Source organism: Candidatus Marinimicrobia bacterium CG08_land_8_20_14_0_20_45_22, from assembly GCA_002774355.1.
Taxonomy (GTDB): Bacteria; Fidelibacterota; UBA2242; order UBA2242; family UBA2242; genus 0-14-0-20-45-22.
The window spans coordinates 1-20,858 of the sequence record PEYN01000035.1; the positions used below are offsets into that span (position 1 = coordinate 1).

Genomic DNA, 20,858 nt, shown 5'->3' on the forward strand with positions numbered 1-20,858 from the left:
CGCGGGCATTATCAAAAGACGATATTGCCCAAGCCGGAGGTTTTATCAACCGTTCCGCGTCGCTACGGCTTATACGGTGCAGGTCGGGAGCAATTCGAGTCGGCGTTGGATGCGATCGAAAAGCCCGACGCCATTTTGCTGACGTCGCACATGACTTACTGGTATCCGGGTGTGAAAATGGCGGCTGAGGTTTTGCGGGAACGATTTCCCGTAACACCGCTGATTCTCGGTGGGATTTATGCGACGCTCTTACCTGAACACGCACGGCAGACAATCCGACCGGATTATCTTATCGCTGGCTATGGCGAGAAAAAGGTGCTGATCTTGCTTGATTCTCTTTTTGGGATTTCAAGGGACAATTCGCACCTGCCAGAGTTCGACGAATCCGGCGAATTGCCATGGCATTTTTATTCAAAATTGGAATCAGTCGCCGTATTGACCTCGCGCGGCTGTCCGTACCGGTGCAGTTATTGTGCGTCGAGACTGTTGAACCCTCGGTTCATCCAGCGCAAGCCGGACGACGTAATTTTCGAAATCGTCAACACACATTACCGTTATAATATCCGCGACTTTGCATTTTATGATGATGCGCTCTTTACGAATCGCGACCGGCATATTGTACTGATCCTCAAAGGTGTTATCGATCATGGTGTTCGGGCGCGGTTTCATACGCCGAACGGTCTTTTTGCGCGGGAAATCAATCCGGAACTCGCCGAATTGATGAAAGAGGTTGGTTTTGAGACAATTCGGCTCAGTCTGGAGTCGGTCGCTCCGGAGATTCAACATGCTTCGTCGAATAAGGTGAACAATGATGTATTCATCCAAACGATGAGCGTTCTGGAAAACGCCGGATTTCCGCGGAATCGGATCGAAGTGTATCTGATCGCTGGATTGCCGGAGGAGACGCTGGAACAGGTGATCGATAGCGTTCGCTTTGTCGCCGATCAGGGCGCGATTTCGCGATTGGCATTTTTTACGCCGATCCCAGGGACAGTGGAATGGGAAAAGGCGCGGCGCAAAGGACTCGTTTCCGATGACACCGATCCACTGTTGACGAACAATTCCGTCTTTCCGTTCTATACCGAACCGAACAGAGCGGAGGAGTTTAAACGACTGATTCGATTCACCAACGAAACGAATGAGCGAACACGCCAGCAAACACATTTACAATTGGAGGAATTAGACGATGGGAGCAATTAAATCCAATACAACAGCGCAACCATTTTTCGCACTGATGTTTTCGGAGCGGGAATTATATGATTTAGCAATAAACCGGATTCGGGAAAAATACGGCGAGATAATGGGCGTCGGACCGATTTTCAAGGTTTCGGACTTCACCGATTACTATGAAAAGGAATTTGGGAAAGATTTACAGAAACAGTTTTTTGTGATGAAAGAACCTGTCGATCTGCAGAATTTTGCGCGAGTCAAAATCTGGTCGAACGAGTTAGAAACGGAAACAGCAAAAAGCGATTCCGGGCGGCTCGTGCGAACGATCGATCTCGATCCCGGTTATCTCGAACCATCGAAGTTGGTATTATACTCGACGAAGAATTTCTCGCACCGTGTTTTTGTCACGGATGGCATTTTTGGAGAAGTCACGATGATCTACGAACACGGAAAGTTCAAGTTCCTGCCGTGGACATACCCGGATTATTCGTCAGACGAGAACGTCAAATTCCTGATGGTAATGCGGGACGGGATCGTGCGAGCGGGGAGAAATCAGTTGCGGAAAGGCTTGTCAAACAGATTGTAAGCGTCGTATTTCTCATTCGTTTTTGCATTTTATTCATCAACCGTTTAATAAGCAAGCCTCTTATTAAACAAAAAGCAAAAAACGTTTAATAAGAAAGAGCCAATTCTACCAAGACGGATAACCGATTTGTCCAAAAGATTCGCGATGAGGTTCGTCTTGGAACCAAGCCGGTCGATTCAGCCATTTGTTTCAAACAATAAATTGCATTGATTGGTCAAGTTACCGAAATTTGGTTTGGATGAGTAGTTACCAATTCATAGAAAGAATCCATGATTAAGAATATTCAGGAATGGTATTACCCGGAGAACGTGGAGCGCGCGCTCGCTTTGATGAAAAAAGGTCGCGTGATTCCGTACGCCGGCGGTACGAGTTTTCATCGGGGCGGAACGGTCAGCGCCGTCGGCATGATCAGTTTAAAAAACGTCGGATTGAATTTCATCGAGGAAACCGGTGGCAAAACGACAATTGGGGCTTGCGCCCGATTCAGCAAAATTAGCGAATATGACTTTAGGGATGGGCGAAACATGTTGAAAGTTGCCGTCTCGCTTGCCGCATCAAACTCGCTCAGAAATCTGATTACGATCGGCGGATCGCTAGCATCTTTGCCGGCATGGTCGAACGTTCCGACGCCGTTATTGGCATTAAATGCGGAAATTTCAATAGCAGGAACAAACACGGCAGTTATCGAAATCGAGGATTTTCTCGATACAAAGCCTTTGGATGGCGCGACACTGATAACCGGAGTTTTTCTGCCCAAAGCGCCGGGAATCGGCGTCTATGCGCGATATGCGAGAACGACATTTGATTATGCAATCGCTGATGCGGCGGTTTATGCTGGAATTGTCAGCGGGCGACTGAAAAATGTCCGCATCGCCGTTGGGGACGTTTTTCCGAAAGCCAGACGGTTTCATGAAGTTGAGGAAAAATTAAACGACTCATTATTTGACATAAAGAAAATTACTGCGGTTCTCGATGAAATGAAAATTCAGCCATCTGCGAATCCAACATTTTCGAAGGAATTTCGGGTTAATTTGGTTAAGACGATGGTGAAACGGGCATTTGAACAAATCGGAGAGCAGGCGCATGAAAATTGAATTAATCATTAATCAGATGAATAAAACGCTTGAAGTCCAGCCGGGTGAAACATTGCTCGAGACGTTGAGAGCGAATGGCTACACCGGCGTCAAGTATGGTTGTGGTTCAGGCGATTGCGGCGCCTGTATGGTTTTATTGAACGGCGAACCGGTGAATTCCTGCCAGGTTTTGACCGCGTCAGTCAAGGGCGAATCGGTCACAACGATTGAAGGTGTTGGAACGATAGGTAAGCCGCATCCAATTCAGGAGGAATTGGTCAAAGCTGGAGCGATTCAGTGTGGATTTTGTACGCCGGGCATCGTTTTATCTGCCGTTGCGTTATTGAACCGAAATCCGCATCCGACAGACGAAGAAATAAAAATGGCAATCGACAGTCATCTTTGCCGTTGTACCGGTTATGTAAAAATTATCGAAGGCATCAGAAATGCTTCCAAAAGTGTAAGCGCTCAGGATCCCGAGTTCAAAGTTCCGAATTCAAGACATCAAAAATGAAATGGTTATTTGTATCTGAAAAGAACGGGGAAGGATTGATTAAGCACATCAAACAATCGAATCTTAAAGGACCTAAACACAAATGAGTAAAAAAGAATCGGTCGATACGCGAAGCGCGAAATCCGCCAGTGGTGGAAAGGCTCGGAACTTTTCTATCGTCGGCACTTCTGTCAACAAGATCGACGCGCTGTCACTCTCGACGGGGCGCGCGCAGTTTACGGATGATTTTTCCATTCCAAATACGGCGCATATCAAACTGTTGTATTCGCCGCATGCGCATGCAAAAATTAAAATGCTTGATATATCGGAAACGCTTAAAGTTCACGGTGTTATCGATATTATTCATCATGGGAATGTTCCGGAGATTTTCCACACCACCGCAGGTCAAGGCTATCCGGAACCGTCGCCTTACGATACGCTAATGTTCGATTCGACCATGCGATTCGTCGGCGACCGTGTCGCGGCTGTTCTGGCGGAGACGCCGGAGATTGCCGAAGAAGCCCTTTCCAAGATCAAGGTCGAATATGAAATTTTACCGGCGTTGTTGGATTTCGAAAAAGCGATGGATGATGATGCGCCAAAATTACATTTGGAGAAAGGGAAGGGCTATCTCATTGGTGCACCCTATTTCCCTGAAAAAAACATTGCCGCGAAAATCCTGATCGACGTCGGTAATCTGGAACAAGGCCTGAGTGAAAGCGACCTGACTTTTTCAGAGACATTTTATACTCATTATGGTTCACATGCCGCGTTAGAACCCAATGCGGTGCTTTCGTACTTCGATGAACGCAACCGTTTGGTCATCGTGACGTCAACACAGGTTCCGTTCCATGCCAGGCGAATTTGTTCGCATCTTCTTCAGATTCCGATTCGGCAGATCCATGTTATCAAACCGCGCATCGGCGGCGGATTTGGTGGAAAACAGGAAGTTTTTCTCGAATATATTGCCGGTATGTTCACGCTAAGAACCGGCAGGCCAGCGAAAATCGTATTAACGCGGGAAGAGGTTTTTATCTCCTCACGGACGCGACATCCGATGCGGGTTAATGTTCAGGCGGGAGTTCAAAAAGATGGGACGATTCACGCCATTGCGATAAATGCGCTGATGAATACAGGCGCTTACGGAGCGCACGCGTTAACGGTTTTGTCGAATGCCGGATCGAAAGTGCTTCCGTTGGTCAACAAAGCGCCGCATCAACGTTTCAACGGAATAACGGTCTATACAAATCTTCCCGTCGCCGGAGCCTATCGCGGTTATGGCGCAACGCAGGGCTATTTTCCCCTCGGACAAATGATGGATATCATGGCGCGGAAACTCGACATTGACGTTCTCGATCTATATCGGAAAAATGCGATTCGGAAGGGCGAGACTTCGCCTATATTCCAGAAGCTCGGCGAGGGTAAAGAGGGTGTCGAACAATTCATCGAATCCTGCGGGTTGGACGAGTGTATTGAACGCGGAGCGCACGAGATTAGATGGAAAGAGAAGCGAGATAAAAAAATCCGCAATGGTGCGAAAGTTCGTGGCGTCGGTATGGCTTGCATGATGCAAGGATCGGCGATTCCGCGCGTCGATATGGGCGCCGCTTATATTAAAATGAACGAAGACGGATCGTTCAACCTTCAGATCGGCGCAACGGATATCGGCACCGGTTCCGATACGATTCTGGGCCAAATCGCCGCCGAAGCGCTGAGTGTTGGAATTGACGACATCATTGTAGCATCTTCAGATACCGATTTTACGCCATTTGATGTGGGCGCTTATGCGTCGTCAACGACCTATTTATCTGGCGAGGCAGTTCGGAAATGCGCTGAAAAAGTTAAAATGCAAATTCTCGACGTTGCCGCTGAGATGAGCCACTCTCCGGTAGAATCTCTGGCAATGAAGGAGAAAAAAGTCATGTTTCCTGGCGGCGAATTGTCATTCCAGGAAATTTGTCATTACGCGATGTACGCAGTAAACCAATTCCAGATTCAAGCGTCAGCATCACATTTCACGACCGCTTCTCCGCCGCCGTTTGCGGCGCATTTCGCGGAAGTCGAGATCGATACTGAAACGGGTGATATTCGTGTCGTCAAATATGTTTCGGTAACCGATTGTGGTCAACCGATAAATCCGAAATTGGTCGAAGGTCAAATTGAAGGTGCAATTGTCAATGGAATCTCGTGGGTGTTGACAGAAGAATATCTTTTTAATGAAAAAGGCAAAATGACGAATCCGAATTTTGGACGATACAAACTATTTTCCGCCGCTGATTTGCCCGATATCAAAACGATTGTAGTTCAGACGTATGAGCCAACAGGACCATACGGAGCGAAGTCTGTGGCGGAAATCGGCATCAACGGACCGGCGCCGGCAATTGCCAATGCGATTTTTGATGCGATCGGCGTCCGAATTCATGCCCTACCGCTTACGGCGGAAAAAATATTTCAGGCGCTAAAAACAGCCAAGAAATAAAGCACAAGCCATAAAGGCTCATCTATTTAACACGACCATTCAACAGCCGAAAAAGCTTAAAATCAGCATGATTTTGATGAATAATAAATTGGAGATAAAATGATAGATCTGAAGATCAATGAACAACAAATGAAACGATCTGCGCAACGTTGCCGCGAACGCAACATCGTGATTCCGACAATTGAACAACAAAAATATCCTGAAAAAATCCCAGCGGAAATTCTGAACGATCTGAAGACAATTGGGCTCTGGGATGTCAATCCGCGAAACCTGTTTCGGATCACGTGGAAAAACCAGCCCACTCCGAAAGGCGGATTATTCGGAGGTGTGAATTTCATTGAATTACCGAAAGAGCTTACTGGCGTTTCGGCGCGCATCATTGCTCTTGTTGGCAAATGGTTCCCGACAGGTTCGCATAAAGTGGGCGCAACCTTTGGATGTCTCGTTCCGCGCCTTATCACGGGGCAGTTTGATCCAACTCGCCAAAAAGCCGTCTGGCCATCAACGGGAAACTATTGCCGCGGCGGCGCGTACGACGCCGCATTGCTTGCCTGTGAATCTATTGCGATTCTACCGGAAGGAATGAGTAGGGAGCGATTTGAATGGCTGAAAACCGTCGCGGGCGAGATTATCGCGACGCCCGGCTGTGAAAGCAATGTGAAAGAGATTTATGATAAATGTTGGGAGTTGAAAAAGAACCGCGACAATATCGTGATTTTCAATCAGTTTGACGAATTCGGCAACTATCTCTGGCACTACGAAGTTACAGGACAGGCGATGGAAGAGGTTGTTGGGCAGGTATCGCGCCCCGGCTCTCGCGTTTCAGGTGTAGTTCTGACGACCGGCTCAGCGGGAACAATCGCCAGCGGAGATTATATCAAGAAAGTATTCCCCGGCGCAAAAATCGCGGTCTCGGAAGCGCTTCAGTGTCCAACACTTTTGTTGAATGGCTACGGCGGGCACCGAATCGAAGGTATCGGGGACAAGCATGTTCCATGGATTCATAATGTTAAAAATACTGATATGATTATCGCCATAGATGACGAAGATGCAATGAACATTCTTCCGCTGTTCAATTTGCCAGAAGGAAAATCCTATCTAACCAAGAGCGGCGTTTCGGAAAAGATTGTCTCACAGCTGGATTTGGTTGGTATCTCGGGAATCGCCAATATTCTGAGTTCCATCAAATTCGCGAAATACTATGAATTGACTGAAAACGATATTGTACTGACGGTTTTAACCGATTCGATGGAAATGTATGACTCGCGCGTCAAAGAGTATGTCGAAAAGTATGGCGGCTATTCCGAATCTTGGGCAGAGCGTGATTTCTCGCGGCACATTTTGGGAATCAAAACCGATGTCATGCAGGAATTGAGTTATGTCGAGCGGCGGCGAATCCATAACCTGAAATACTATACGTGGATCGAACAGCAGGGACGCGATGTGCGTGAACTCAATGATCAGTGGTACGATGATGAATATTGGGACAAAATTCGGCGAATGACGCCGCAGATTGATGAGCGGATTCGGGTGTTTAACGAGTTAGTGAAAAATTAGCCGCGGATGAATGCGGATTTAGGCGGATAAATGTCAATTCTATTCACAAATTGTAAAATTCCTTTTGGGACAGGAAATAAATCAGTCAAGTCGTGTTTCCGAGTTGACGCTGGAAAATTCGGAAAATTCGATGAAACACTGCCGCCAATTTCCGGCGAAAAGGTCATCGATCTAAACGGCAATTTAGTCCTTCCCGGCGGTATCGATCCACATGTTCATTTCAACACGCCAGGATATGAAGAGCGCGAGACGTTTGAAAACGGTTCGGCATTCGCCGCGACGGGCGGAATCACGACGGTAATCGACATGCCTTGTACTTCCTTGCCGCCAGTCACGACACTTGAAAATCTAAAGATAAAATTACAGGCTATCGGCGGACATTCGCATGTCGATTATGCGCTTTGGGGCGGCGTTTCGGGAAATTGTCTTGCCGATAAACGCTGGCGCCAACACATGGCCGATCTTTGGAATGCTGGCGTCGTTGGGTTTAAAACCTATTCGCTTTCGGGAATGGCGACGTTTACGCATCTGTCGCCGGAAGAACTCGAACAGGTGATCGAAGCCGCCAGCGAGATCGGCGCGCTAATCGGTCACCACGCCGAAGCCGCTGAAATTGTGCTTCCGATATTGAAAGAACTGATCGAGTTTGGACGAACCGACCCGAAAGCCTACGCCGAGTCGCGACCCGCAGTTGCCGAAATTTCTGCTGTTGAACGGTTCATTCGTGCCGTTTCGGACAACCATGCTTCGGGTCATATTGTACATGTTTCGACTGGCGTCGCCACGAAGTTGATCGGCGAAGCAAAGCGCGCCGGCATTGATATTTCAGGCGAAACCTGTCCGCATTACCTGTCATTTTCCGAAGAAGATTTAATTGAAAACGGGAGTGTTCTGAAAACTGCGCCGGTTGTGAAAACGAAAGATGATTCAGCAAATCTCTGGAAAGCGCTGGCAGACGGTGATCTTGCATTTGCCGCCAGCGATCACGCGCCGTGTCCGGCGGAGCAAAAGCAGACTGGCTCGATCTGGACGGATTACGGTGGCATTTCGGGAACCGGAACGCTTTTGCCCTTCATGTATTCGGAAGGTTTTCGAAAAGGACGGATTACGCTGGCACAATTGGTGGAATTAACATCGATGAATGCCGCAAAACGGTTTGGAATTTATCCGAAAAAAGGTGCGTTTCTGGCCGGTTCCGATGCAGACTTTGTCGTTATTGATGAACAACAAGACACAACGATTCACGGCGGGAATTTTCCGTCAAAAGGCAAATTGACGCCCTTTGAGAATTGGCAAATCGCCGGTAAAATCGTCGCGACCTATTTGCGAGGCAGACGGATTTACTCCGAATCGGAAGGAGTTGCCGAAGATCGGATCGGAAAGTGGATTCGAAGAAAAGATTAATCATGAATGAAGAGGATAAGCCATGCACGATATCGAACATTATCATGACAATGAGGACGGACAGGAAGCGGAATCCAAACAGAACAAACCGATAATTATTTACGGCGGCCCGCTTTTTGACGGGAAAAAAGATGTTTGGGAAGATGGTTGTGTCTTCGTCGCTGACGGGAAAGTGAAACTGATCGGCAGTGAGGAAGAGGTTTTTGAGAAAGCGCCGAAAAACATTGATATGGAAGTATACAATACTCAGGGGAAAATCATTTTCCCGGGACTGATCAATCTGCACCATCATTTTTACTCGGCGTTTTCCAAGGGATTGGTTCCCTCCGCGCCGGTGACGAATTTTCATGAACGACTGAAATATTTTTGGTGGCGATTGGATAAGGCGCTGGACAAAGAAATCATCCAATTATCGGCGCTCGCTTCGCTGTTGGATTGTATTCGGTACGGCGTCACGACGGTTTTTGATCATCATGCATCACCGACGGACGTCAGAGGAAGTCTTGAGGTCATCGGTTCGGTTATCAAGCGCAGTGGTATTCGAGCCGCGTTGTGCTATGAGATCTCCGACCGCGACGGCAAAGACGTCTTTCACCGCGGCATCGAGGAAAACCTGAATTTTATCGAAAAATATAAAAATGATGATTCGCTGAAAGGAATTCTCGGACTTCATGCAAATTTCACGTTGTCGGAAAAATCGATGACGGAGATCGAGCAAAATTACGACCCTGAAGTTGGCATTCATATTCATTGCGGGGAGGATTCAATCGATGCAAAGTATTGCCGGAAACTTGGTTATAAAGGGGGTGTTGACCGACTGAACAAATTCAATTTGCTATCGAAGAAATCGATCCTCGCGCACGGCATTCATCTTTTGCCGGAGGAAATTATGCTGATCGAAAAATCCGGCGCAGTTTTGGTTCACAACCCGGAATCCAATATGAACAACGCTGTTGGAAGATTGCCGTTTCCATTACCGGAAAAAGTGAATGTTGGACTGGGAACGGACGGCATGACTTCAAATATGCTATTGACTCTGCGAAGCGGCTTTCTCTCCCATCGGCAGGCCGGAATCGACGATGGAGTGTTATTTTCAGCATTACCGAAAACGCTATTTGAGATAAACGGCCGAATCGCCGGAAGATTCTTCGACGGCAAGCCGGGCGTTTTAGAGCCGGGCGCAAATGCCGATATTGCGGTGTTCGATTATGTTCCGCTCACGCCGATCCACTCCGGAAATTTGACTGGACATATCCTTTACGGAATGTACGACGCTCCTGCGACGATGGTGATGGCGAAAGGTCGAATGATCTATGAGGACGGCGCATTTTTAACACTGGATAAGGAAATCATCGTTGAAGAAAGCCGGAAAGCCAGCGAGCGGTTGTGGCGAAAATATGCGGATTTGAAATAATCAATTGAGTGGAATTTCAAAAATTGAGTTCGGTGATTTCCAAACGCCTTTGCCGTTAGCGAGGCATATAGCAAATTTTCTTGCAGAGAGTGGTGAATTGCCGGATGTTATTATTGAACCGACCTGTGGTCTCGGAAGTTTTATCGTTGCGGCGACAGAACATTTCCCCGAAGCAAAAGCAATATTTGGATTCGACATTAATCCAGATTATGTTCGCGAAGCAATAAAATCCACGAATTGCGATGGGAAATCAAGAATCAAAATTGAACATCGCAACTTTTTCGAGTTTGATTGGCGGGAATTTTTAATAACACAAAAAGGACGAGTCCTTGTTATTGGTAATCCGCCGTGGGTAACCAACTCTGCGCTCAGTTTGATGGGTGGCGAGAATCTACCGGAAAAATCCAATTTTCAAGGGAATAAAGGCTTTTCGGCAAAGACTGGTAAAGCCAACTTTGATATCTCAGAATGGATGTTGATACGACTCATTTCAGTGTTACATCAGCGAGAAGGTTGTCTTGCGATGCTTTGCAAAACCGCTACGGCGAGAAAAACGCTGAAATATGCATGGATGAAAGGATTAAACATCGGTCGCTGTTCTTTACACTTTATTGCTGCGAAACAGCATTTTGGAGCGTCAGTCGATGCCTGTTTGCTTGTCATTCACACGGGAATTAGCGAATTGGTAAATACAGCGGTTGTATATCGGGATTTGTCTTTCGATGAAAAAATATCGACGATTGGAATTGTGGGGAAGGAATTGATTTCAAATCTCGACGAATACGAAAAATTAAAGAGGATCGACGGTTTTCCTTATTATACATGGCGATCCGGGATTAAGCACGACGCCGCAGGAGTGATGGCGTTTACGATAGAAAACGGACAATTGATGAATGGAAAACATCAATTCCGCCAGATTGAAGAAACGTATCTTTACCCGTTGCTAAAATCTTCGGACGTTGCCAATGGTCGAATAATTCCCGAAAAGTTCGTATAGTGACGCAAAAAAAACCTTCAGATGACACGAACGTCATCGAGACGAATGCTCCGAAAACGTGGAACTACCTTGTAGAAACCACAAAAATATTAGACAGCAGAAAAAGCATCATTTATCGAAAACGTCCCCGGTTTTCTGTCTTCGGAATTGGCGATTATACATTTTCTCCATGGAAAGTTGCCATTTCAAGCCTCTATACGATTGATATTCTCAATCGAATTGATCTCAAGAAAGTTTCCGAATATCTTAATCAAACTGAAGAAGCGCATCCACTTCTTTCACGTGCGGGAACATTTGAGAATGAAAGGCAATTCTCACTCGTTTTTGAGAAGAATGTCAAATACCATTCAAAACGCGGATCTAAAAAGAAGTAAAAGTTGAATATAGAAAAGGATACGACATGTTAAACCGAAAATCAGTCTTCAATTTAATGGCAATTGTACTTTTTGCATCAATCAGTTTGGCTCAAACCGGAGCGATCACGAGCGAAATGCTAACGAAATTCGAGAAAACCATTTCGGCGGACGCAACAATTAAAGCGGCACAGAATGCGGTTTCTAATAATGATATTAAGAAAATTGCGCTGAACCGAAGTCTGATCGGTCAGATCGATCACCATTTTGCGCACACAATCAAAACGTCCGGAATCACCAATCAGAAATCGTCCGGTCGATGCTGGCTATTCAGTTCGCTGAATGTTATCCGTCCGAAAGTAATGAAAAAATATGACATGAAGTCGTTCGAGTTTTCGCAGAACTATCTGTTTTTCTACGACCAGTTAGAAAAGGCGAACCTGTTTCTGACGGCGATCGTTCAAACGCGCGAGAAGCCACTCGACGACCGAAAGGTCGATTGGCTTTTCCGGAATCCGATCGGCGATGGCGGGGTTTGGAGCATGACGCCGGGCTTGATCGAAAAATACGGAATCGTTCCGTCGGAAAATATGCCCGATACATACAATAGCGAAAATACAAAGCGGATGAACGAACTCGTCAGCCGGAAATTGCGCGACGGCGGGATAAAACTCTGCGCTCAGCACCAGGAAGGCAAATCGTTTGCGTCGCTGGAAAAGTCGAAAGAAAATATGCTCGGTGAAATTTACCGCATTCTCGTGATCTCGCTGGGAACGCCGCCGAAGGAATTCGTTTGGCGGTTTGCCGATAAAAAAGACAGCCTGATCGTTAAAGGGAATTTCACGCCGGTTCAGTTTTACAAAGAAGTCGTTCAGGCAAGTCTCGGCGATTACGTCATGTTGATGGATGATCCGTCGCGGGAATATTACAAACTATACGAGATCGAATTTGACCGGAATCGGTACGACGGTCAGAACTGGACATTCGTCAATGTTCCGTCTTCGGAAATGAAGAGTTGGGCGAAAGCGTCGATCCTTGCTGATGAGCCGATGTATTTTTCATGCGATGTCGGCAAGCAGCTCGATTCCGAACACGGAATTTTAGCGACGAACGCATTTGATTATCAATCACTTTTCGGCATTTCGTTCGATATGAGTAAAAAGGATCAGGTTCTCAGTTACGAAAGCGCCTCTTCACACGGCATGGTGCTTATCGGCATCGATACATCCGCAACCGGTGCGCCGACGAAATGGCTATTGGAAAACAGCTGGGGCGAGGACGCCGCCTACAAGGGAAGCCTGACAATGACAGACGACTGGTTCGACCAATACATGTACCGCATCGTCATATTGAAACGATTCCTGCCGGAAAAAGTTTTGGCGGTTCTCACGCAGAAACCGATCAAACTACCGCCGTGGGATAGAATGTATTAATGAAAAGTGAAAAGAGAAAAGAGATTCCTGTTGTAAACCGTACTGCAATTCAGTACATTTCTAACAGTTCATTTAACGGAAGGATGTTTGTATGGCTGAAATGACAGTCAATCAGTTTCGGGCGAATCTCAAGAACGCTGTTGACAGCGCTCTCACCATTCACGAACCGCTCGTTGTCAGGCGGCGGGCGGGAAAGGATTTTGTCGTCATCGGCGCTGAAGACTGGGAGCGCGAACAGGAAACGCTGTTTATTCTGCAAAACCAGTCGTTGATGAAACAAGTGATAAAATCGCTGAAAACCCATCAGGAAGCAACCGGATACCGTCCATCGCAAGAGAAATTGGATGCGCTCGATCGTTTTTGAGGGTGACACATGGGAACGATATGAACGCCTGCGGGAGAAAGATCCGCGTCTTCATCGAAATCTCTGCAAAATCCTCAAAGAACTTCGGAGCGGCGATCCCGAAGCATCGGGACTCGGAAAACCGGAACCATTGAAACACAATCTGTCTGGTTTGTGGTCCAGAAGAATTTCGGCGCGCGACCGGCTGATATATGCGTTTGATGAACAGACGATCTATATCTTTGCCATCGGCGGACATTATGATTCAGTGTGAAAAATGGACAAAATTCAAGACTGAGAATATCCGAGAGAACTAAATGAATAATACGAGGGATTTATGAAAAGGATTGAAATCATTCATCGTTCAGTATTTGGTTTATTGATGGCGGGCTTGGCGCTTTCCGCATTTGCGGAATCTTCTTTAAACCTGATGCCTTTTCCGCAAAAGGTCGTCGTGAAAACCGGTGAATTCCGGCTGAATGCGGATTTTTCGTTAGCGTTAGAAGGAGTCGGCGGGCCTGCCCGTCCGGCAGGCGGGCAACGGATTTACCTGAATGCGACGCGGATGTTGCGAAGACTTTCTAATCGCACGGGACTTTTCTTTCCGCAGGATTTCATCACCGCCGAAACGCGCTCTGATACGGCGGATATGATTGTCAAAACGAAGCGGATCGGACAATTAGGACTTGGCGAAAATGAATCCTACAAATTAGTCGTAACGCCGGAGAAAATCGATCTTTCGGCGGAGACCGATCTCGGCGTAATACGTGGGCTGGAAACCTTACTGCAATTACTTTCTGCAGATGAAAATGGTTACTTTTTCAAGGCTGTTGAGATCGATGATTTGCCGCGTTTTCCATGGCGCGGACTAATGATCGATGTCAGCCGTCATTTCATGCCGGTTGATGTTATCAAGCGGAATTTGGATGGCATGGCGGCGGTGAAAATGAACGTTTTCCACTGGCATCTTTCTGATGATCAAGGAATTCGCGTCGAAAGCAAGTCGTTACCCAATCTTCAGTCGATGTGCTCGGACGGGATGTTTTACACACAGGAGCAAATCCGTGACATTGTTGCATACGCCGATACACGTGGAATTCGGGTCATCCCGGAATTTGACGTTCCAGCGCATTGCACGGCATGGATGGTGGGCTATCCTTTCCTCGCCAGTGCGCCCGGTCCTTATCAGATTGAGCGGCATTGGGGCGTTTTTGATCCGACGATGAATCCGATCAAGGAATCGACGCATAAATTTCTGGATATGTTTTTCAAGGAAATGGCGGCGCTTTTTCCCGATGAGTACATACATATCGGCGGAGATGAGAACAATGGCAAGCAATGGAGCGCTAATCCAGAGATTCAAACCTTTATGAGAGCGAATGGAATTGATGATAATTCTGCGCTTCAGAAACACTTCAATCTACGCGTTCTGGAAATTCTCACACACTATAACAAAAAAATGATCGGTTGGGATGAAATCTTTCAGCCCGCATTGCCAAAAAACATCGTCATTCACTCGTGGCGCGGATACAAAGCGCTCGACGATGCCGCGCGGAGAGGCTACATGGGCATTTTGTCCAACGGCTACTATATCGATCTCATTCAACCGGCGGAATATCACTATTTGATCGACCCAATTCCGGAAGGTTCGACGCTCTCGGAAGAACAGAAAAAATTCATTCTCGGCGGTGAAGCAACCAGCTGGGGCGAAGACGTCGTTCCGGAAACAATTGATTCGCGAATCTGGCCGCGAACAGCTTGTATCGCTGAAAGATTCTGGTCGCCGCAGGGCGTCAAAGACGTCGAAAGCATGTATCGCCGGATGGAGATTGTCAGTGGTCAGATGGAAGAACTCGATCTCCAGCACATTAAAAATTACGAATATATGTTGAGACGGCTGACGAACGGAAACAATATCTCCGCTTTAAAACGCTTTGTTGATGTCGTCGAACCGGTGAAAATCTACAACCGGCACTTTCAGGGTATCAAGTATGCCACATTCTCGCCTTACACGCGCGTCGTTGACGCCGCCCGGCCGGAATCGATGACCGCACGCCGATTCCGAAAATTGACCGACGAGTTTATCGATTCTAAAAAGAATGAAAACATCTCCGAAATGACTGCCATGCTTCAATCGTGGGAAGCCAATCATGATGAGTTGGAGAGAACGATCAGGGTATCGCCAGTTCTGAAGGAAATCGAGACGATGTCGCGGGATCTTTCGTCTATTTCAAAGGTTGGAATTGAGGCGATAGAATATGTGAATAAAGGAAAAAATGCGACAAAAGAGTGGATAGCCGAAAGCAAAGCGACTTTGGATCAGGCGAAAAACCCGCGCGGTCAGGTGGAACTGGCGATCTTACCATCTATCGAAAAACTTATCAACTCGTTTGAAAAGTAAAAAGATTTGCAATGGTTTTGATCAATCTTCGAAAAAAGACGCCGAAACCTTTTCGGGAAAGATATTGAAAAATGCATTGTACGAGGAGAATATGTCAGAAATAAAAAGAATAGCCGTTCTAACAAGTGGCGGAGATGCGCCGGGGATGAACGCGGCTGTAAGAGCTGTCGTACGTACCTCTCTGGTCGAAGGAATTGAAGTTTTTGGTATTTCCAGCGGATACGAAGGACTGATCTCGGGTGACATCATGCCACTTTCGCGCAGATCGGTTAGCAACATCATTCAAAAAGGCGGAACATTCCTAAAAACGTCTCGGAGTGAATCGTTTGAGCACGCCGCTGGTAGGAAACATGCCGCTGATGTTTTGAAGGAATGGGAAATCAATGGACTGATCGTTATTGGAGGTGATGGGAGTTTCCGCGGCGCGCACGCACTTTATCTGGAGCAAAAAGTCAACGTCGTTGGGATTCCCGGAACGATCGATAACGATATTTACGGCACCGACCTGACCGTTGGCTACGATACGGCGGTTTCCACGGCGTTGGACTCCATTGATAAAATCCGCGACACGGCGGCTTCTCACAATCGATTGTTCATCGTCGAAGTTATGGGGCGCCACGCTGGGTTCATCGCATTGGAAGTTGGGATTTGCGGCGGAGCCGAAGAAATTCTCGTTCCCGAGACGAGGAATACGATGGAAGACCTTGGCGGTTTGATCACTACATGGGCTCAGGCTGGAAAGACCAGCAGTATCATCGTTGTTGCAGAAGGCGATGAACTCGGAAACGCGCACGACATTGCCAAAGAAATTCAAAATCAGTTCCACATCAGTTGTCATGTATGTGTGTTGGGACATACACAAAGAGGTGGAAGTCCAACGGCAACAGACCGGCTTTTGGCTAGCCGTCTGGGCTATCATGCGGTTCAGGCGTTGAAAGCGGGAAAAACAGACATTATGGTTGGTTGGGTGAAAAATACTGTTTCTCACGTTTCATTGCCGGAGACGTGGGAGAAGAAAAAACCGCTCGATGACGAATTGCTGAAAATTTACCGAATCCTTTCCACTTGATTATTTGGAAAGATTATTTCAATCAATTAAATAGACTGAACTGTTGGCTGAAAATTATCGAAAAACAACGATATCCCCGGACTTTAGTCCATCATTGCTGGGCTGAAACCCATTTTATTTTTCAGATTCCTGTCCACGAGTTAAAACTCGCGGCAATGGCATCCTTTTGCGTAGTTATTTTCTCTGCGTTCTGAATCCCGCCAAACGCGGGACTGCGCCCTCCGAGGTTATTTCCCTGCCTTCAGTCCCGGAATTTCCCACGGCAGGATGATCCGTCCGGGCGTATTGAGGTCTTCGTTGATGCGCATGAAGCAAAGTCCGAGATAGCGCTCTTTGCTCTGGAGATTGGCGACCCATTCTTTGTACGGCGTATCGAATGTCGTCATCTTACTGTTGGAAGATTCGCGGATGAATTTCTGTCCGTTCTTTTCAACTATCATCAGCATGTGCGCTGAGAAAATGTCGGTCTTGTTCGCCAGAATCAGCGAGAGAATGTCGCCCGATTTGGTGTTCTTTTCCACGTCGAACAAAGATTGTTTGGGAACGACGTCCAACGTTTGGGTGCGGTCGGGTAGAACGTATCGCATATCTTTGATGCCCTTGCCCTCGAAGAATTTCCGGTGCAAGATCGTCCGCGTGAGCGAGATACATTGATCGCCGCCGACTTTCTTCGTGACATCGGTCAGTAACCAGCTGTTTTCCGGCATCCAGTCGGTCATCGTATAATGGTTGCGCGTTCTCATGCCGATGATGCCGTCTTTGTAGCGGATTTGCTGGAGATTGTTGAAGAAATTGTCCCAGCTGTCGGAAATGGAAAGTGCGAGAACGTGCTCGCAGAAAACCATGCAGTTCGTTTGGCGGAAATTGACTAACGGTTCCGGCTCGTAGAGCGCGTAAGGCCCGTCGCCGGAGCAGGTCAGATTGTACGGCATTTCTATAAACCGCTCCGAATAGAATGCGATGCGCTCGGTGATCGTCAGGTTTTTCTGACTGACGACCGTCAAAAGCGAGTCGATTTCCATGTTGTTCATCTCGAATAATCGGGATGGCTTGACCGTAGGCTTTTCCTGAGGAAGTGCGGTTGCAAAACAAACCAGAAGGGCGAAGAATAGATATTTTTTCATAATGATTTCTCCGTACGAAAGTTTCAATGAACACTCGAGAATTTACGATAAACATGGAGATAAAAAAGCGGGTTTTCGGATCGGGCGGATGGATTCCGAATGGAAAAATATGAAAAAGTTCGCCTTTTATGAAGAAAGATTTAAATTAAGCATTAGTAACATTAATATTGACGGAGAAAGAGTTGGGAAAAGCAGAAAAAGGAAATACGTGGCGGGATTTTGCGATTGCGGCGTACAAAGCGCCGGCGGATAGCAAGATTTATGGCACCTTTGAAATCGACATCACGGAGACGATGCGATATATCCAAAAGCGAAAAGCGGAAGGCAAGCGCTTGACGGTCACTAACTTTGTCGCCGCCGCGCTTTCCCGCGCGTTGTACGAAGATATTCCGGACATCAACTGTTTCGTGCGGCGTGGAAAAGTCGTCTATCGACAAGACGCAAATGTCTGCATTTCCGTGTCCGTCAAAGAAGGAAAAGAGATGACCGGATTGGTTATTCCGAAAACGCAGGAGCTTTCGGTTTCGGAGATCGCCGATTACGCGGCTGAGCGAATCGAAAAAAAGCGAAAGGGTGAAGATGCAGGCGCATTTGCCGCAAAAGATGTTGTCGCCAAGATTCCATGGCCATTCAGAAGGCCGGTTTTTCTTTTCATCAAATGGTGGATTTTCGATCTCGGTTTCTCGTTCCCGTTTCTAAAAATTCCGCATGATCCGTTCGGAAGTATCATGTTGACAAATATCGGAACGTGGGGTTTGACAACAGGAATGCCTGCGCTGTTTCCAATCGGGAAGCTGCCGGCTGTTCTGTCGATCGGTAAGATCGAAAAAAAACCGGTTGTCGTGGACGGGCAGATCGTTATTCGGTCAATTTTGCCGATCTCGGGGACATTCGATCACCGGATCGTCGATGGCGCTCAGGGTGGAAAACTAGCGCATGGTATTGTCGAGCGTTTGAAAAATCCGGAGGGAGTTCTGGCAATCGCCAAAATGCCCAGCGGCCGAAGTAATCCAGATGTTCAGAGCACTTATCCGGCGCTTTATCTCTGGCAGATTAACGATCCCGGCAATCTCGGTGCGATCATGCGTACGACACTATGGTTTGGTATCGGAACCATTCTGATTTCTCCGGGTTCGGTTGATGTTTACAGCCCAAAGGTCGTCCGCAGTGCCATGGGAGCCCTTTTCCGGCTGACTTTAGTAACTGATATAAGTTTTGACAGGATTGAAAAATTAATGGAGCGGGATGGCGCAAAATTATGGGCGGCGGATATGTCGGGTGTGACTGCAAAACCGGCGATTACTGGTGACCGAATCATCCTGGCATTCGGAAGCGAATCGCACGGCCTGCCCCAGGAGGTATTACGACGTTCCGCGGGCGTGATTGGCATTAAAAAATATGGCTACGGCGAATCTCTGAATCTGGCTGTTTCCGTTGGAGTTATTTTAAATACCATCCGGCAGAATTGAGGGAAATGGGAAGATGACCTTTTTAGGTAATGTCTTAGTGTTTTTCTTAATAACAATGGCTTCGGATTCGACCCAAATGGTAATTAACGATCTGTTAGCCGGATCGAAAGCCCCGTTTTTCTATACCGGAATTCTGGACGGCGGGGATTTCTATCTCAGCCGCAAAGTAGGTCCCAAAGCCAGCACTAATGGAAAAAAGGCACTTGTGATCAGTTTTTTTCATGATTAATTGCATTGCTTGCCGCCAAGCGGATTTTTTTGGTAAATATCGGGGAAGAACCGCAAATCATTAAGAGATATATACAGAAAATGGAGTATAAATTACCGGTGCTGATCGATCGCTACGGCCAGGTAGCAAAAAAATATCATGCCACAGTCACACCAACATTGGTAGATATTGATACCAATGGCCAGATTGCTATTTTTAAGCGCGGTTTCCGGGTGATCGACAAAGGAACTATTCGCGATAGGATCATGAGTCTGGCCGGCGTAATTTCAGCCCCGGAATAAACAACTAATGCTTTTAACATTGAATAATGATGGTAGAAATATGATTAAACTGAAAAACCCGATTATTATCCCAAAAATTAAGAGTGCCGTTGGAATGTTGATTTTGGGATTGTTGTGCGCCTCTCTGCTAACTGCTCTGATCTTGGTTTATCTGATGCAGGCCAAGCAGGAGCTTGATACACAGTTATTGCTGCTGATTGCGGAACTGTTTTTACCGATACCGATTATCTATTGGGCTAAGCGGATGCGAACCAGTCTGGGTGAATTGCTACGGATCAGGGCGGTGACGCCGAGTTCACTGCTGGCCGCTGTTTTTGTAGCGATCGGACTGACTGTTATTATCGATGAACTTGATCGTCTCATCCAGATTGTTCTGCCTTTGCCTGAAAATATCATTCAGATCGGCGAAATGATGAAGGTGACCAACTGGCAGTCGGCTTTTCTGGTAATCGGGATCGTAGTTCTGGCGACGCCGCTGATCGAGGAAGTGATGTTCCGGGGCTTTTTCCAGCGCATTCTGGAGTATCGTCAGGGCGATATTACCAAATCGGTGCTGATTTCGGCGATGGTGTTTGCCATGATCCACTTCAATCCCTGGTGGATCGTTCAGATTTACATGATGGGGCTTTTCATGGGATATATGGCTTGGCGGACGAATTCAATCTGGCCGTCGTTTGTATTACATGCGATCAATAACGGCTGGTCGGTCTGGTGGGCGCATGAACCCAAAGTTGCCAAATTATGGGAATGGCACGGACATGTCAATCCGATAATACTGGCGGCTGGCATTCTCTGTTTTTATGTCAGCATGCGGTTTTTTATTGCGGTCACGCCGGTCGCCGCAAAACGCCCGGATGTAGTTCTAATCGAAAACCTGGCGGATTATTATAACACCTGGATTCAAGTATTAAGTGCAACAACTGACACCTCCAAAAAATACCTGATTAGGTGTTTTAAATCCAAGACATTTTCTTGGTCGGTTA

22 protein-coding genes are annotated in these 20,858 nt (G+C 47.0%); 21 read left to right on the forward strand and 1 reads right to left on the reverse strand.

Annotation, left to right across the window (positions count from 1 at the left end; all coding sequences use genetic code 11):
- The 16 genes from COT43_02525 to COT43_02600 all read left to right on the forward strand — a co-directional run.
- On the forward strand, positions 1 to 1,200 hold a 1,200-nt coding region (locus COT43_02525; protein PIS30057.1), incomplete at its 5' end, for a radical SAM protein.
- Entirely contained in the window at positions 1,187 to 1,756 is a 570-nt protein-coding gene (locus COT43_02530; protein PIS30058.1) for a DUF4416 domain-containing protein, read from the forward strand. The genes COT43_02525 and COT43_02530, both read left to right, overlap by 14 nt.
- Positions 1,757 to 2,025: 269 nt before the next feature.
- Positions 2,026 to 2,850, forward strand: coding sequence for a hypothetical protein (locus tag COT43_02535; GenBank protein ID PIS30059.1), 825 nt, complete (start codon positions 2,026 to 2,028; stop codon positions 2,848 to 2,850).
- Positions 2,840 to 3,343, forward strand: coding sequence for a xanthine dehydrogenase (locus COT43_02540; GenBank protein ID PIS30060.1), 504 nt, complete (start codon positions 2,840 to 2,842; stop codon positions 3,341 to 3,343). The genes COT43_02535 and COT43_02540 overlap by 11 nt, the downstream gene beginning before the upstream one ends.
- An 82-nt stretch (positions 3,344 to 3,425) precedes the next feature.
- Positions 3,426 to 5,801 carry an aldehyde oxidase gene (locus tag COT43_02545; GenBank protein ID PIS30061.1) on the forward strand — a complete coding sequence of 792 codons (2,376 nt, stop codon included), beginning with the start codon at positions 3,426 to 3,428 and terminating at the stop codon, positions 5,799 to 5,801.
- 99 nt (positions 5,802 to 5,900) lie between these two features.
- Positions 5,901 to 7,358 (forward strand): pyridoxal-5-phosphate-dependent protein subunit beta, encoded by a 1,458-nt coding sequence (locus COT43_02550; protein ID PIS30062.1) that lies wholly within the window; start codon positions 5,901 to 5,903, stop codon positions 7,356 to 7,358.
- 30 nt (positions 7,359 to 7,388) lie between these two features.
- On the forward strand, positions 7,389 to 8,762 hold the full coding sequence (allB, locus tag COT43_02555) for an allantoinase AllB (GenBank protein PIS30063.1): 1,374 nt from the start codon (positions 7,389 to 7,391) through the stop codon (positions 8,760 to 8,762).
- A gap of 22 nt (positions 8,763 to 8,784) precedes the next feature.
- The gene (locus tag COT43_02560; protein PIS30064.1) at positions 8,785 to 10,176 is read left to right on the forward strand and encodes a chlorohydrolase; all 1,392 of its coding nucleotides are present in this window, start codon (positions 8,785 to 8,787) and stop codon (positions 10,174 to 10,176) included.
- 4 nt (positions 10,177 to 10,180) lie between these two features.
- Positions 10,181 to 11,173 (forward strand): hypothetical protein, encoded by a 993-nt coding sequence (locus COT43_02565; protein PIS30065.1) that lies wholly within the window; start codon positions 10,181 to 10,183, stop codon positions 11,171 to 11,173.
- The gene (locus COT43_02570; protein PIS30066.1) at positions 11,173 to 11,547 is read left to right on the forward strand and encodes a hypothetical protein; all 375 of its coding nucleotides are present in this window, start codon (positions 11,173 to 11,175) and stop codon (positions 11,545 to 11,547) included. The genes COT43_02565 and COT43_02570 overlap by 1 nt, the downstream gene beginning before the upstream one ends.
- 26 nt (positions 11,548 to 11,573) lie before the next feature.
- Positions 11,574 to 12,959 carry an aminopeptidase gene (locus tag COT43_02575; protein PIS30067.1) on the forward strand — a complete coding sequence of 462 codons (1,386 nt, stop codon included), beginning with the start codon at positions 11,574 to 11,576 and terminating at the stop codon, positions 12,957 to 12,959.
- A gap of 91 nt (positions 12,960 to 13,050) precedes the next feature.
- Positions 13,051 to 13,323 carry a prevent-host-death protein gene (locus tag COT43_02580; GenBank protein ID PIS30068.1) on the forward strand — a complete coding sequence of 91 codons (273 nt, stop codon included), beginning with the start codon at positions 13,051 to 13,053 and terminating at the stop codon, positions 13,321 to 13,323.
- Complete coding sequence (locus COT43_02585) at positions 13,304 to 13,576, forward strand: Txe/YoeB family addiction module toxin (protein PIS30069.1); 273 nt, start codon at positions 13,304 to 13,306, stop codon at positions 13,574 to 13,576. The genes COT43_02580 and COT43_02585 overlap by 20 nt, the downstream gene beginning before the upstream one ends.
- Before the next feature lie 63 nt (positions 13,577 to 13,639).
- The gene (locus COT43_02590) at positions 13,640 to 15,703 is read left to right on the forward strand and encodes a beta-hexosaminidase (GenBank protein ID PIS30070.1); all 2,064 of its coding nucleotides are present in this window, start codon (positions 13,640 to 13,642) and stop codon (positions 15,701 to 15,703) included.
- 91 nt (positions 15,704 to 15,794) lie between these two features.
- The gene (gene pfkA, locus COT43_02595; GenBank protein ID PIS30078.1) at positions 15,795 to 16,772 is read left to right on the forward strand and encodes a 6-phosphofructokinase; all 978 of its coding nucleotides are present in this window, start codon (positions 15,795 to 15,797) and stop codon (positions 16,770 to 16,772) included.
- Positions 16,769 to 16,966, forward strand: a complete 198-nt coding sequence (locus COT43_02600) for a hypothetical protein (GenBank protein ID PIS30071.1) — start codon at positions 16,769 to 16,771, stop codon at positions 16,964 to 16,966. The genes pfkA and COT43_02600 overlap by 4 nt, the downstream gene beginning before the upstream one ends.
- A 33-nt stretch (positions 16,967 to 16,999) precedes the next feature.
- On the opposite strand, the gene COT43_02605 is transcribed toward COT43_02600, so the two are convergent.
- Positions 17,000 to 17,896 carry a hypothetical protein gene (locus COT43_02605; protein ID PIS30072.1) on the reverse strand — a complete coding sequence of 299 codons (897 nt, stop codon included), beginning with the start codon at positions 17,894 to 17,896 and terminating at the stop codon, positions 17,000 to 17,002.
- A 1-nt stretch (position 17,897) separates the two neighbouring features.
- Here COT43_02605 and COT43_02610 point away from each other — a divergent pair, with 1 nt between their 5' ends.
- From COT43_02610 to COT43_02630, 5 genes are all read left to right on the forward strand, one after another.
- Positions 17,898 to 18,149 (forward strand): hypothetical protein, encoded by a 252-nt coding sequence (locus COT43_02610; GenBank protein ID PIS30073.1) that lies wholly within the window; start codon positions 17,898 to 17,900, stop codon positions 18,147 to 18,149.
- Between the two features lie 40 nt (positions 18,150 to 18,189).
- The gene (locus COT43_02615; GenBank protein PIS30074.1) at positions 18,190 to 19,365 is read left to right on the forward strand and encodes a hypothetical protein; all 1,176 of its coding nucleotides are present in this window, start codon (positions 18,190 to 18,192) and stop codon (positions 19,363 to 19,365) included.
- Positions 19,366 to 19,378: 13 nt separating this feature from the next.
- Positions 19,379 to 19,594 carry a hypothetical protein gene (locus COT43_02620; protein ID PIS30075.1) on the forward strand — a complete coding sequence of 72 codons (216 nt, stop codon included), beginning with the start codon at positions 19,379 to 19,381 and terminating at the stop codon, positions 19,592 to 19,594.
- Between the two features lie 5 nt (positions 19,595 to 19,599).
- Positions 19,600 to 19,875 (forward strand): hypothetical protein, encoded by a 276-nt coding sequence (locus tag COT43_02625; GenBank protein PIS30076.1) that lies wholly within the window; start codon positions 19,600 to 19,602, stop codon positions 19,873 to 19,875.
- Positions 19,876 to 19,882: 7 nt separating this feature from the next.
- Positions 19,883 to 20,858, forward strand: a 976-nt coding sequence (locus tag COT43_02630; GenBank protein ID PIS30077.1) for a hypothetical protein, incomplete at its 3' end; no start/stop codon positions are given.